Source organism: Campylobacter sp. P0109, assembly GCF_002138755.1.
Classification (GTDB): Bacteria; Campylobacterota; Campylobacteria; order Campylobacterales; family Campylobacteraceae; genus Campylobacter; species Campylobacter devanensis.
In genome coordinates, this window is record NZ_MJKK01000002.1 from 220,437 (window position 1) to 232,576 (window position 12,140).

At 32.2% G+C, this 12,140-nt stretch carries 13 protein-coding genes and 1 tRNA gene; 5 read left to right on the forward strand and 9 right to left on the reverse strand.

The features are described from left to right. Positions 1-955: 955 nt before the first annotated feature. The 9 genes from CIGNP109_RS03715 to CIGNP109_RS03750 all read right to left on the reverse strand — a co-directional run bounded on the left by CIGNP109_RS03715 (position 956) and on the right by CIGNP109_RS03750 (position 7,434). Entirely contained in the window at positions 956-1,537 is a 582-nt protein-coding gene (locus CIGNP109_RS03715) for a hypothetical protein (protein ID WP_086228254.1), read from the reverse strand. A gap of 204 nt (positions 1,538-1,741) precedes the next feature. Continuing rightward, positions 1,742-2,038 (reverse strand): helix-turn-helix domain-containing protein, encoded by a 297-nt coding sequence (locus CIGNP109_RS03720; RefSeq protein ID WP_086225709.1) that lies wholly within the window; start codon positions 2,036-2,038, stop codon positions 1,742-1,744. An 84-nt stretch (positions 2,039-2,122) separates the two neighbouring features. After that, on the reverse strand, positions 2,123-2,251 hold the full coding sequence (locus CIGNP109_RS08750) for a helix-turn-helix transcriptional regulator (protein ID WP_272887903.1): 129 nt from the start codon (positions 2,249-2,251) through the stop codon (positions 2,123-2,125). A 156-nt stretch (positions 2,252-2,407) separates the two neighbouring features. Then, positions 2,408-3,211 (reverse strand): hypothetical protein, encoded by an 804-nt coding sequence (locus CIGNP109_RS03725; protein ID WP_086228255.1) that lies wholly within the window; start codon positions 3,209-3,211, stop codon positions 2,408-2,410. Between the two features lie 135 nt (positions 3,212-3,346). Continuing rightward, positions 3,347-4,399 (reverse strand): tyrosine-type recombinase/integrase, encoded by a 1,053-nt coding sequence (locus CIGNP109_RS03730; RefSeq protein ID WP_086228256.1) that lies wholly within the window; start codon positions 4,397-4,399, stop codon positions 3,347-3,349. Between the two features lie 147 nt (positions 4,400-4,546). Then, positions 4,547-4,633 (reverse strand) — tRNA-Leu (locus CIGNP109_RS03735). A 52-nt stretch (positions 4,634-4,685) separates the two neighbouring features. Next, complete coding sequence (gene radA, locus CIGNP109_RS03740) at positions 4,686-6,026, reverse strand: DNA repair protein RadA (protein WP_086226157.1); 1,341 nt, start codon at positions 6,024-6,026, stop codon at positions 4,686-4,688. Between the two features lie 8 nt (positions 6,027-6,034). Next, entirely contained in the window at positions 6,035-6,895 is an 861-nt protein-coding gene (gene ftsY, locus CIGNP109_RS03745) for a signal recognition particle-docking protein FtsY (protein ID WP_086225699.1), read from the reverse strand. Beyond that, a complete protein-coding gene (locus CIGNP109_RS03750; protein ID WP_086228257.1) occupies positions 6,895-7,434 on the reverse strand; it encodes a TlpA family protein disulfide reductase in 540 nt (179 codons plus the stop codon). Before CIGNP109_RS03750 ends, ftsY begins: the two co-directional genes overlap by 1 nt. 58 nt (positions 7,435-7,492) lie before the next feature. On the opposite strand from CIGNP109_RS03750, the gene CIGNP109_RS03755 reads away from it, so the two are divergent. The 5 genes from CIGNP109_RS03755 to CIGNP109_RS03775 are packed head-to-tail and all read left to right on the forward strand — an operon-like array spanning position 7,493 to position 12,008. Then, positions 7,493-8,122 carry a 5-formyltetrahydrofolate cyclo-ligase gene (locus tag CIGNP109_RS03755; RefSeq protein WP_086240907.1) on the forward strand — a complete coding sequence of 210 codons (630 nt, stop codon included), beginning with the start codon at positions 7,493-7,495 and terminating at the stop codon, positions 8,120-8,122. Further along, positions 8,052-9,608, forward strand: a complete 1,557-nt coding sequence (gene rny / locus CIGNP109_RS03760) for a ribonuclease Y (protein WP_086225696.1) — start codon at positions 8,052-8,054, stop codon at positions 9,606-9,608. Before CIGNP109_RS03755 ends, rny begins: the two co-directional genes overlap by 71 nt. An 8-nt stretch (positions 9,609-9,616) precedes the next feature. After that, positions 9,617-10,246, forward strand: coding sequence for a lipid-binding SYLF domain-containing protein (locus tag CIGNP109_RS03765; protein ID WP_086228258.1), 630 nt, complete (start codon positions 9,617-9,619; stop codon positions 10,244-10,246). Next, entirely contained in the window at positions 10,246-10,806 is a 561-nt protein-coding gene (locus tag CIGNP109_RS03770; protein WP_086228259.1) for a DedA family protein, read from the forward strand. The genes CIGNP109_RS03765 and CIGNP109_RS03770 overlap by 1 nt, the downstream gene beginning before the upstream one ends. 2 nt (positions 10,807-10,808) lie before the next feature. Then, positions 10,809-12,008 carry a hypothetical protein gene (locus CIGNP109_RS03775; RefSeq protein WP_086228260.1) on the forward strand — a complete coding sequence of 400 codons (1,200 nt, stop codon included), beginning with the start codon at positions 10,809-10,811 and terminating at the stop codon, positions 12,006-12,008. The last annotated feature ends 132 nt before the right edge of the window (positions 12,009-12,140 follow it).

The following is a 12,140-nucleotide window of genomic DNA, read 5'->3' on the forward strand; positions in this document are numbered from 1 at the left end:
TCTTAGCTTTTATGTAAATCCCAAAATAATCTTTAATAGCTCTATAAATCGTTTTATCCTTTGATTAGTATAGGGTGGATTTTAGCGCCCTTTTTATGCTTTTAAAGGCTATATTCTAAAAAAGGTTAATAGCTTTATAGGATTGGTGCTTTTGTGCGTTCATTTTTTAGCTTTTGAATTTCAAAAAACTTTTTTATTTGGTCTATTAAATAAATTTATCTCTTTTTACTCTATTATGTATTTATAATTTTAACTTAGTCTATTAATAAATTTGGGTAGGATAGTGGAGTGAATTTAGGTGTGATTTGGTTATAAAAATATGTAAATTTTTATCTATCATTAGATAGCCAAAAAGTCAAATGGCGTTGCGGTTCGTGCGTGTGGGGCTTTTGTGGCGTTTTTTTAAGTCGCAAAAAAGCCGAAATAAGGCGGAGAAGTATTCCAACTCATTTCAATTATCACACAATAAAAAATAAGATTTTAAGTAAAAATTAATATTTAGAATTTAGCTATTTTTTGGCTTGGGATTTTAGGATTTTTGGCTTGGCTCTTTAGATTATTTGGTTGGGATTTTGGGTTTTGGATTTTAGAATTTTGGATTTTTAAATTTGGTTTTAGTCACTTAATTTTAGTCACTTATTAAAAATCTTAGTTCAAAAATTATCTACTTAAATTGGTGTTTAAAGTAAATCTACACCCCTACGGGCTATTAAAGCTGGGTAAATTAGATTTACATAGCTTTACGGGCTACTATTGGTTTTAGTCACTTAATTTTAGTCATTTATTAAAAAAATAAGTTCAAAGCGGTTAAGGGTGTATGATAGTGAATTTTTGATTTGCTTATCATAAATTTTGATTTTTTGTAAGTTGCTATTGATATTTATAGCGGTTGGGGCTTTGCTCTCTTGTATATATAGGGTGCCTTGGTAATTAAAGAATTTAGCGTGGATTTGGTCTAAATATGGGGCTTTTTTAGTGCGTATTCTTGGTTTATTTGGGCTTGGTCTAAATAGTCCAAAGCTATATCAAAGCTCTTTAGGGTTAAGGCTTGGCGCTCTTTTGAGTTATTACAATAGCTAAATATAAATTTAAGTATTTTTAGCGTTTTTTCGTTGTGTGGTATTGGGTTTGGCGTGTGTTGGTCGTATTGTGCTAAGCCGTGAATTTCTAAAATTATATAATTATTTAAGGCGTGGTGAATTCTCCTAGATTTTTCAAAAGAAATGCTAGAATAATAAGCATATATTCTGATTTTATCGGTGATTTTGAGTAAATAGCGCTCTTTTGGGGCTTGTATGGTGTAAAGGTCGTTTAAAGTGAAGTGATTTGGGCTTATATTTGTTTGGCTCATTTGTAGGTCTTGGCGCTGTAAAAAGGCGGTAAATTTGCTATAAAATGCCTTGGTTGCTATAAATCTTAGGCTATCACAATTTAAAAAGTTTGGTTGGTTAAATGCGTTTATATTGCTTAGGGCGCTGGTGGTTTGGATATCGCCGATGGTGTTATAAATGCTGTTTAAAAGATTAAATTTAGCCATTAAGCGCCTATAAGATTAATTTTATAGGCTCACCCCTAAGCTAATAGCAAAATATTAGCTTATGGCTATTCCTTAGGGGATTGCTAAAGCTTGTTTAGTATCCTGTATCAAAGCTACCTAATTCTAATTTAGGTAGCTCATATGACCTAACTAATAGTTACCCCATACAAGATAAGTATCAAAGCTAAAGGGTGCGGATTTAACTTACACCCTTTTTTTACCCATCTTTTTTGATTTAATATAAATCTCCAAAAGCGTTTTAGCCTTTGTTATATTTGCTTCGCTAAATTCCAAATAATACTTATCATATCGCTTATTATTTGGTGTTTTGATAGTTTTATTTGTTATTCTAATACCACACTTTCTAAGCTCTACTATTGTGTTACTTAGTCTTGTGGTGTGATAATTAAGTCCATTATTGGCAGTGATATCATCACGCTTATTTAATAAGCCGTCCAAAACGGCTATTAAACTATCTTTAGAAGCTAGGGTGGCGCTCATAGCTCACCACCTTGGGTATTTTCTTGGCTCTTAGCTGTTAAATAGGCTAAAAGCTCGTTTTTATCCCATAATCTCATACTCCTACTAATTAGTTAGAGTAGGTTGTGGGATTTTGCCCTCTTTCAAATATCTCCAAAGAGTGGCGTTGCCTTTAATAGTTAAAAGCTCCATAACGGCTTTTGAATTTAAAAATTCTTTATTAGAATTAATCATTTTGATTATTCCTTTTTTATTAAATTTTAAAAGGCTTTATAACCTTTTAATTATTTCAGAATTATGCTTTATAGGTTTTGTAAAAATTTAGCGGTATATTTGTTGTATATATGGTAAAATCGATATTTTAAGCGGTTTTAATCATTTGTAAAAATGCTAATTATCTGATATAAAATTTGCTTTTTTAGCTAGTTTTACAAACTCATCAGCGCTTAATTTTGTGATAAATTCTAAATTTATGGGCTTTAATTTTTCGCCTTGTTCTAGCCTAGATAGCAAAAAATCCCTTTGAAAATTATATTTAATAGTAGATAGTAAATATTGCTTAGAATTATTGTGCGCCTTTTTAAGAGTAGCTTTTATTTTGATTTTGCCTTTATTTTTACCCTTAAAACGCTTATTATAAAATATAGCATTTGTGAGAGATAACATAACTATAAGAAAAGATTTTACAAAGCGTAAAAAATGCTCTTTATAATCTTTATTAAAAAATAAATCTTTTAATAGTTGTGTATTGCCTTCATAATCGTATAATTTTAGGATTTCATATCTTATAATATTTTTAAAACTTCTTTGGGCTTTTAGCTTGGATTTGTGAGATTTTTTATTTAATAAACGGATAAAATCTCTTTTTTGTTCATAACCTGCTATCAAAAAGTCAATTCCCAAAAGAGCATAAACAATATTTTCTCTTATATCGTTAAATTGTAATTCTAGGCTATCATTTGAATATTTTGCTTCTTTAAAATGTTCTAAATAGATAAAATTAGTCGTTAAAAAGCTATCAAATTTAGATATTAACTCATCATTATATCTATTTTTTGAAATGCTTGTTAAATTATCATCTAAGCGCTTAATAATATCGCCTATTATTTCTTTAATGCGCTTATCAGCGTTTGGGCTTGTTTGCTTAATTAATTCTAAATTTGTGAAAAAATATCCTTTATCTTTTTTAATCATCTCATACCCCTTATTTTATCTATATAATCATTATACCACTTCATTAATTTTGCTTTTTCGTTTAATCTCTCAGAGTGATTATAGGCGTTTCTTATTTGATTGGTATTTGCGTGGGCTAGGCATAATTCTATAATTTCAGCGCTTAATCCGTGCTCTTGTGTGTTCGTTACATATTGTAGAAAATAGCCCTCTTAGTCCGTGAAAATCCGTATCATCTCTAAAGCCCATTAGCTTTATAGCCTTGTTTAGCGTCCCATCGCTCATTATTTTTGAATTAATGCTAAATAGATATTGACCTAGCTTATAAGGCTCTAATTCTTTTAATATCGCTTTTATTTGATTGGTTAGTGGTAGTATAAATGGTTTTTTGGTTTTCATCTGCTCTTTTGGTATATTGATAATTTCTTTTGTGTAGTCTATATATTCCCATTTTAGTGTCCTTAATGTTTGGCTTCTTAGGGCTGTATAAACTCCCATTTTTAGGGCGTATTTTGTTAGGATATTGCCTTTATAATTCTCAATAGCGTCTAAAAACTCTTTAAGCCTTTTTGGCTCTTGTATGTAGCGGTGGTGGGTAGTGGTGTGTTTATCCTTACAAATATCACCAAAATTTAAATCGGCTAATGGGCTTATGTAGTCTTGTATTAATCCGTGGATTGCTATAAATTTCAAAATTTCTTTTAAAATCCCAAAAATCTTGGTTTTAGTTTCAAATCCATCGCCCCTATTATCTTTTAATTCTAATTCTAAAACGCATTTAATCAGCTTATCTCGCTTTAAATCTTGGATTTTGATATTGCCTAGCTTTGGGATAATATGGTTATTTAATCTGCCTTGTATCTTTTTAAAAGTTGCTAAATTTTGTTTGGATTTGTGTTTTAGCCATATTTGTGCTACTTCATTAAAAGTTAACTCTTTTAGCGTTGGGTCAATACCTTGGGTTATTTGGGCTTTTAATCTTATGGCTTCTTGCCTTGCGGTGGCTAGTGATATTAGCGGATATTGCCCTATTGTGTATTTTTTAATCTTACCATTGATTTTAATTCTACAAAGAAAAGTCTTGCTATTTGGGCGAATTCTTACTATTAGGTTGGGTGTGCTCTCATCTTTTATTATTAGCTCTTTTGTATCTTGTGGTAGGGTGATAGCTTTTAGTTGGCTGTCTGTTGTAAAGCTTTTAAATTTCATTTGGGTATCCTTTTGGGTATCCCTTTGGGGTGAAAATAACTGAAATGAAATGATATCAAATGAAAGCTTAAAGTAGTTCTAAAATCCGATTTTTAGGGCTTTTTTGGTGATTTGTGAAAGTTTAAGAAAAGTATTAAAATGGGGTAATGGTGCCTGAGGTCGGACTCGAACCGACACAGGGTTGCCCCTACTAGATTTTGAGTCTAGCGCGTCTACCAGTTTCACCACTCAGGCTTAAAAAGAATAAGATTATAGCTAAATTTAGATTAAAATATTATAAATTTAGCTACATCCATTCTAAAACTTGGGTTATTTCTTTGGCTACGAATGTCTTTATAGGGTAGGTTTCTAGTGGTTTGTTTGGGGTGATGGCGTTTTTGAATTTTTGAAATACGGCTTCTTTTAGTCTTGCATCAAGGTTAAAAATTTCTCTAATCTCTCCATTTAAACTAAGCTCACCGATAAATACGCTCTCTTTAGATATTGGGCGGTTGCGAAAGCTAGATATTATCGCAGCAACTACGGCTAAATCACATGCTGGTTCGTTGATTTTTACTCCGCCTGTAACATTGATAAAAACATCATAATGACCAAGTGGAATCTCAAGCTTACGTTCTAAAAGTGCTAAAATCATATCTAAGCGATTTTTATCAAATCCAGTTGAGCTTCTTTTTGGGTAGCTGCTTTCACATACTAAGGCTTGAATTTCTACTACTAACGCACGACTTCCCTCCATTGTTACAGTAATAGCTGAGCCACTAACGGCATTGCCACGAGTAAAAAATTTGCTACTGATATCTTTAGCACTTACTAGCCCATTACTTCTCATCTCAAAGATACCAACCTCGCTAGTTGTTCCAAAGCGGTTTTTAATCCCTCTTAAAATTCTAAGCTCTTTGCTGCTATCGCCTTCAAAATATAATACTACATCTACCATATGCTCCAAAATTCTAGGTCCAGCTATAGAGCCTTCTTTGGTTATATGGCCGATGATAAATATAGCTATATCCTCTTTTTTGGCTAGTCGCATAAGCTCAAATGTAATCTCTCTAACTTGCGATATAGAGCCTGGCGCGGAGCTAATCTTATCACTATATAAAGTCTGGATAGAGTCTATAACTATAGCTTTATACTCATTTTTAGCCACTTCAGCTAGTATAGATGAAAGATCAATCTCAGTAAGCAAAAATAGATTATCGCTATTAGCATTTAGGCGATCAGCTCTTAATTTGATCTGACTAGCACTCTCTTCGCCGCTGACATATAAGACTTTTTGATTATCATTAGCTAAATTTGAAGCAATTTTAAGCAGTAGAGTAGATTTGCCAATACCAGGACTTCCACCGATTAAAACTAGCGAACCACTTACCACTCCACCACCTAATACAAGGTCAAGCTCATTATCGCCGGTGGATTTGCGTTTTATCTGCTCTATTTGAATTTGAGATATTGGAGTTGCGTTATTTATAGTTTTAGTTAGTTTTGCTAATTCTTGGCTTGCTTTTATTTGCTCATTACTAAGCTCTATAAAACTCTCCCAAGCACCACATTGCGGACATTTTCCCATCCATTTGCTCTGCTGATTTCCACACGCTTCACATTCAAATAGAGTTTTTAACTTTGCCATTTTTATTTTTAAAATATAGCATCGCAGATAGTATCTACGAACTCTTTTGGATTAAATTTAATTAAATCGTCTTTGCTCTCGCCAACACCAATGTATAAAATAGGCAATTCAAGCTCTCTAGCAATTCCAAATAATGCACCGCCTTTAGCAGTACCATCAAGCTTAGTGATTATTACTCCATCGACCTTTATAATCTCATTGAATGCCTTAGCCTGAGCAACTCCAGCACTTCCTTGTGTACCATCTAATATTAGAATTTTTTGATGTGGAGCGCCACTTAGGGCTTTATCGCTGATTCTTGAGATCTTTTCTAGCTCACTTGCTAGGTTTTTTTGATTTTGTAATCTTCCAGCTGTATCGATAATCGCATAATCCATCCCTTTAGCCACAGCAGAGCTAATGGTATCATAAGCCACAGCGGCCGGGTCGTGGCCTTGATTTGAAGCAATTATTGGCACTTCTAATCTGGTTGCCCATTGGCGTAGTTGTTCTATTGCACCAGCTCTAAATGTATCACTAGCACCCAAAATAACACTTTTTGAATTTGATTTAAATAAATTTGCTAATTTGGCTATTGTAGTTGTTTTGCCAGCACCATTTACGCCCAATATCATCATAACAAATGGCTTAGCTTCTATGCTTTTGCTATCATACATAAAGTATGTTTGCATAACTCTAGATAGATCAGCTTTATCAACTATTTCACGTGGTGGAAGGTAATATATAATCTCTTGTACTATTTCATATGGCACATCTGCTTCTAATAAAAGCTCTTCAAGAATATCTTTAGTAATTTTTTTATCTGCTGGTTTAGAACCAGTAAAGACACTTATGGTCTTTTCAAGACCTTTTTTAAGGAAGCTAAACATTATTTAATCACCTTTTTAATATCATTTTCAAGCATTTCAATAGGCACCAATCCGCTATAAGATGTAGCAAATTTGCCATTTGGATAGTATAAAATGCTAAAGGGGATTCCAACTACACCGCCAAGCGATGAGATTAGATACTCATTTGCCTTGGTATAGGCAATTGGATAGTTGATATTTAACAACTCTTTAAATTCATTTGCTTGTTCTAGGCTTATCTCATCAACTGATACTCCAATGACTTGAAGCTTATCTTTAAATTTATCTTGAAGCGATACAAGATATGGAATTTCTATTTTGCATGGAGGGCACCAAGTAGCAAAGAAATTTAAAAATACTGCCTTATCTTTAATATCAATATCATATCCATCATTACGCTTTTGTATATTAAGTTCTGTGCCATCGTTTAATGGGAGTTTAAATGGTTTTGAGTAGTCAGCTTGCATAACTGATGGCGTAGATGGTTCTTTGTCATTTTTATCATCGCAGCCAGTAAAAAATACCAGCAATGTCGCTACTAAAAAGATTTTAAATTTCATCATATTTTCCTAATTTTTTGGTAAAATGTTGCAATTATACTAAATAAAGATTAATATTATGGTTAAATATGATAAACAAACTTATAGAAAAATGGCTAAAACCGCTCTAAAAAAAGAGTCCAAAAGAGTAGCTAATAGTTATAAAAATAGACTAAATTTTGATATTTTAAGGCTAATTAAGTTTTATAAAGTAAGAAATTTATTGATTTTTACTCCGATGCAAACAGAGCCAAATTTGATAATGCTTAGACGCAAGTTAGCAAAAAATTGTACAATATTTGTCCCATTTATGGTAGATAAAAGCTTAAAAATGGTAAAATTGCGTCTGCCTTTTTTTGTATCTAAATTTGGAATTAAAGAAGCAAGAGATTCAAATGCTTATAAAAAAAAGATAGATATGGCAATAGTGCCAGTAATTGCAGTAGATACAAATATGGCTAGAGTAGGGCATGGTGCTGGATTTTATGATAGATTTTTTGATAGTCTAGGATATAGACCAGTTATTGTGTTTGTGAGCATAAAAGATATGTATATTAATGATAAAATTTGTGATGCACATGATATTTGTGCGGACTTTTATATCACACCTACTACAAAATATATTAAAAAGGTATGTTATGATAGAGATGTCATTAGTGGGGTTAGGAGGCTTAATTTTCGGAGCCGGTGGTGGTTGGCTAATATCTAAAAAGATAAATGATGCTAATTATAGTATATTTTTAGAACAGGCTAAGGCTAAGGCTAAGGCTATTGAATTTGAAGCCGAAAGCGTACTTAAAGATGCCAAAGTCAAGGTAAGCGAGGCTGAATTTGAAGCTAAAAAAAGATATGAGGAAAAAGGCAGCAAGCTTCAAAAAGAGTATAACCAAAAATTTGATGAAATAAATAAAAAAGAGCAAAATTTATTATCTCAAAAAGAGAGCTTAAACAATCTAAAAAATGATCTAGAACAGAGTCAAAATAGAGCTAATGCTTTATATGAAGAGGGTTTGAATTTAAAAAATTCATATCAAGAAAAGATTGATGAAGTGTTAAAAACTATGGAGCGCATAGCCGGTTTAACTCAAGAAGAGGCTAGGGATTTGGTTTTAAAAAAAGTTGAAGAAAAAAGCCGTGCCGATATCGCTCATATCGTTAGAAAATACGAAGAAGAGGCAAAAAGAGAGGCTAAGAAAAAGGCAAATTATATCTTAGCTCAAGCCACTAGTAGATTTGCTGGGGAGTTTGCTGCTGAGAGATTGATTAATGTAGTTGATATCAAAAATGATGAGTTAAAAGGTCGCATTATCGGCAAAGAAGGGCGAAATATCAAAACTCTTGAAATGGTGCTTGGCGTGGATATCATAATCGATGATACACCCCATGCTATCGTGCTTTCTAGCTTTAATCTATATCGCCGAGCTATCGCTACAAGGGTTATTGAGCTTTTGGTTGAAGATGGGAGAATTCAACCTGCTAGAATAGAAGAAATCCATCAAAAAGTTTGCGAAGAATTTGAAGCTAGTATCTTAGAAGAAGGCGAAAATATCTTGATTGATTTAGGAATTACAAAGGTTCATCCTGAAATTGTCAAATTAATAGGCAAGATGAAATTTAGAGCTAGTTATGGTCAAAATGCCTTAGCTCATAGCCTAGAAGTCGCTCACTTAGCAGGTATTATCGCAGCTGAAACTGGCGGAGATGAGAAGCTAGCTATTAGAGCTGGTATTTTACACGATATTGGCAAAGCCTTAACACACGAATACCAAGGTAGCCATGTGGATTTAGGGGCTGAAATTTGTAAGCGGTATAAGGAGCATCCGGTTGTAATCAATGCTATTTATGCTCATCACGGACACGAAGAGGCGCTAAGTGTAGAGTGCGCAGCAGTTTGTGCTGCTGATGCCTTATCTGCGGCACGCCCTGGAGCTAGAAGAGAGGTGCTTGAGAGTTTCTTAAAAAGAGTTGAAGAGATAGAAAATATCGCAAATTCAAAAGAAGGAATCAAAAATGCCTACGCTATAAATGCTGGTCGTGAGATTAGGGTTATTGCTAATGCGGAGTTGGTCAATGATGATGAAGCGGTGCTTTTGGCTAAAGAGATTGCCGAAGAGATAGAGAGCAAAATGCAATATCCAGGCGAGATTAAAGTAAATGTAATCCGGGAATTACGAGCCGTAGAGTATGCAAAATAGGGGCGCAAATGATAAGGGTTATCTGGTTGGTTTTATTTAGTTTAAGCTTATTATATGGTGGAAATGAGAGATTATTAGATAGTGCAAATGCCTATAATATCGTAAATAGAACAAACAAAATTTCACCATCAATTATCACAAACGCATCTGCCATTATAGTATTTCCTACATTTGTCAAGGCTGGATTTATCCTTGGAGCGACTATAGGGCGTGGAGTTATGCTTGTGCGTGATGATGTAGATGAATTTTATAGCGATGATAACCTTACTCGCCATCTAAACAGCAACTGGAGCGCAGTTCCTGTGCGACTTGGTGGGGCAACTATTGGGTTGCAAGCTGGATATGAAAATAATTTTTTAGTAATGTATGTAATGAATCCGGCAGTAATTAAAGATATTTATGATAATAAGCTTACTCTTAGTGCTAGTGCATCAGTGAGTTTTATGGATTATGGTACTAAAAATGAAATAGTTAGTGATATTGGCTTTAGTGATATTTATATTTATACAAATAATAGCGGCTTTTTTGCTGGGGCAAATCTTGGTGGATCGGTAATAACTGTTGATGATAAAATACGTTTTAATACAAATTCATACGGTTACAAACAATTAATGCATGCTATAACGGTGGTAAGATAATGCAAGATATACTTACAAATCTCTCAACTTATGGCTATTTAATTTTATTTTTATATAGTCTTGGCGGCGGTATGGTGGCTATTATTGGAGCAGGGCTTTTGAGTTTTGAAGGTAATATGAATTTGACATTATCTATTATTATTGCAGCAGTGGCAAATTTTATTGGCGATATGATTTTGGTATATATGGGTAGGTACAATAAAAGCTCAGTAATGCCATATTTTAAATCGCATAAAAGAAAATTAGCCTTAGCTCAAATTTTATTTAAAAAATATGGAGATAAGATTATTTTTATCAAAAAATATATCTATGGATTAAAAACTTTAGTTCCTTTAGCAATAGGGCTTACTAAGTATAGTTTAATTAAATTTACTATTATTAATGCTATTTGCTCAGTTATATGGGCTATTAGTCTTGGACTAGCTAGCTATTATGCTGGCGGATTTATTTCTAAATTTGCTAGCTATTTTGGTGAACGTAGCTATTTAGTCCCGATATTTTTATTTATTTTATTGGGGTTGATTTGGCTATATTTTAGCTGGGCAACTAAAAAGAGATAACTATGAAAAAGTTTGCATATCTTATTGCAAGTCTACTTATTTTGATGGTTGGCTTGCATGGATATGCATATCTTTTTTCTAATTTTGTTTTAAGCTCAGCCATAAATAAACTTAAAAGTAGTAGCGAATTTGCTTTATCAAGTATAAACCAAAATAACTCAATTTTTTCTACTAATCTAAATTTTACTCTAAAATATAAAGATTTCAATCTTAAATTTGATATTTTTAGTCATCATAGTGTTATTTCAATTTTTAATGGGCTAGATATTGTAGGCGATATTTGCGATTTAGATCATCGATTAAAGATGGATTTGACACAAAATGAAAACTCAGTATTGGCTAAATTTAATCTAAATATTCCTATAAATGGAGGTATTAGTCAGCTAAAAGCACAGGTTTCCCCACTAAAAATAATCGAAAATCACAATCTTTTTACAATTTCTAGTATAGATATTAGCACAACATTTGATACAGAGCGCTTATATTTTCTAGGTGTACGTTTCGATAAAGCTGATTTTGAATTTGATGGCATTAGTAGTGTTTTTAATGGAGTCGATATCGAAATTGATTATTTAGATGGACTTGAGTTTACTAGCTTTGACCTATTTAAATTTAATCCAAATGAGTTAAATATTAGCATTAAAAATTTAAGAGCAAATGTTCCACTTATTAATATAGTAAGCGATGAAATAAAATTTGACTCCAAAACCATTACTAATAATCTAGTAAATATTATAAGTAATATACATGCCAAAAATGTGGCAATAAATAATATTATGATTGATAATATAAATTCTAAAGTTCGTTTAGAAAATCTTATTATTGATAGTTATAAGATGATTTTTAACATTATGCTTGGATCTAAAAGTATTGGATTAATAGATACATTTATTAGTTGCAATCCAGTTTTATATGTTGATAAAATTAGTATTAATGATCTTTTTGAGTTAAAATTTAACCTTAGAGGAGATAGTTTTGATATAACAGATATAAATTTAGATGGAGAATTTATAGCTTTACGCCCAATCTCTACAATAAAAGGGCTAGAATTTATATCTTTTTATGAAAATTTTTTAATAAGTAGTGGAATTTTAATAAAAAATGGTGAGGGTTATATATCTAAATTTAAATCTCAAAAAGAAAATGGCGAGTTAATTTTTAATAATTCTGTCAAATTTAGCGATATTTTAGTTGATTTTTAACCAAATTTGCAAATTTTTTTAAATTTTTTAGAATTTTCCCTAATATTTAATCTTATTTTAAGCATATCTCTTATATAATTCCAGCTCACGAATTGAGAAACACCTTAACCTTCTGAAAAGCTTGGTTAAATC

Bases quoted from the DNA above. Each gene is read 5' to 3' on its own strand.
- CIGNP109_RS03755 (WP_086240907.1), top strand. From the start codon at position 7,493: ATGGTTAAATATGATAAACAAACTTATAGAAAAATGGCTAAAACCGCT.
- ftsY (WP_086225699.1), bottom strand. From the start codon at position 6,895: ATGTTTAGCTTCCTTAAAAAAGGTCTTGAAAAGACCATAAGTGTCTTT.
- radA (WP_086226157.1), bottom strand. From the start codon at position 6,026: ATGGCAAAGTTAAAAACTCTATTTGAATGTGAAGCGTGTGGAAATCAG.
- CIGNP109_RS03765 (WP_086228258.1), top strand. From the start codon at position 9,617: ATGATAAGGGTTATCTGGTTGGTTTTATTTAGTTTAAGCTTATTATAT.
- CIGNP109_RS03715 (WP_086228254.1), bottom strand. From the start codon at position 1,537: ATGGCTAAATTTAATCTTTTAAACAGCATTTATAACACCATCGGCGAT.
- CIGNP109_RS03750 (WP_086228257.1), bottom strand. From the start codon at position 7,434: ATGAAATTTAAAATCTTTTTAGTAGCGACATTGCTGGTATTTTTTACT.
- rny (WP_086225696.1), top strand. From the start codon at position 8,052: ATGATAGAGATGTCATTAGTGGGGTTAGGAGGCTTAATTTTCGGAGCC.
- CIGNP109_RS08750 (WP_272887903.1), bottom strand. From the start codon at position 2,251: ATGATTAATTCTAATAAAGAATTTTTAAATTCAAAAGCCGTTATGGAG.
- CIGNP109_RS03725 (WP_086228255.1), bottom strand. From the start codon at position 3,211: ATGATTAAAAAAGATAAAGGATATTTTTTCACAAATTTAGAATTAATT.
- CIGNP109_RS03770 (WP_086228259.1), top strand. From the start codon at position 10,246: ATGCAAGATATACTTACAAATCTCTCAACTTATGGCTATTTAATTTTA.
- CIGNP109_RS03730 (WP_086228256.1), bottom strand. From the start codon at position 4,399: ATGAAATTTAAAAGCTTTACAACAGACAGCCAACTAAAAGCTATCACC.
- CIGNP109_RS03775 (WP_086228260.1), top strand. From the start codon at position 10,809: ATGAAAAAGTTTGCATATCTTATTGCAAGTCTACTTATTTTGATGGTT.
- CIGNP109_RS03720 (WP_086225709.1), bottom strand. From the start codon at position 2,038: ATGAGCGCCACCCTAGCTTCTAAAGATAGTTTAATAGCCGTTTTGGAC.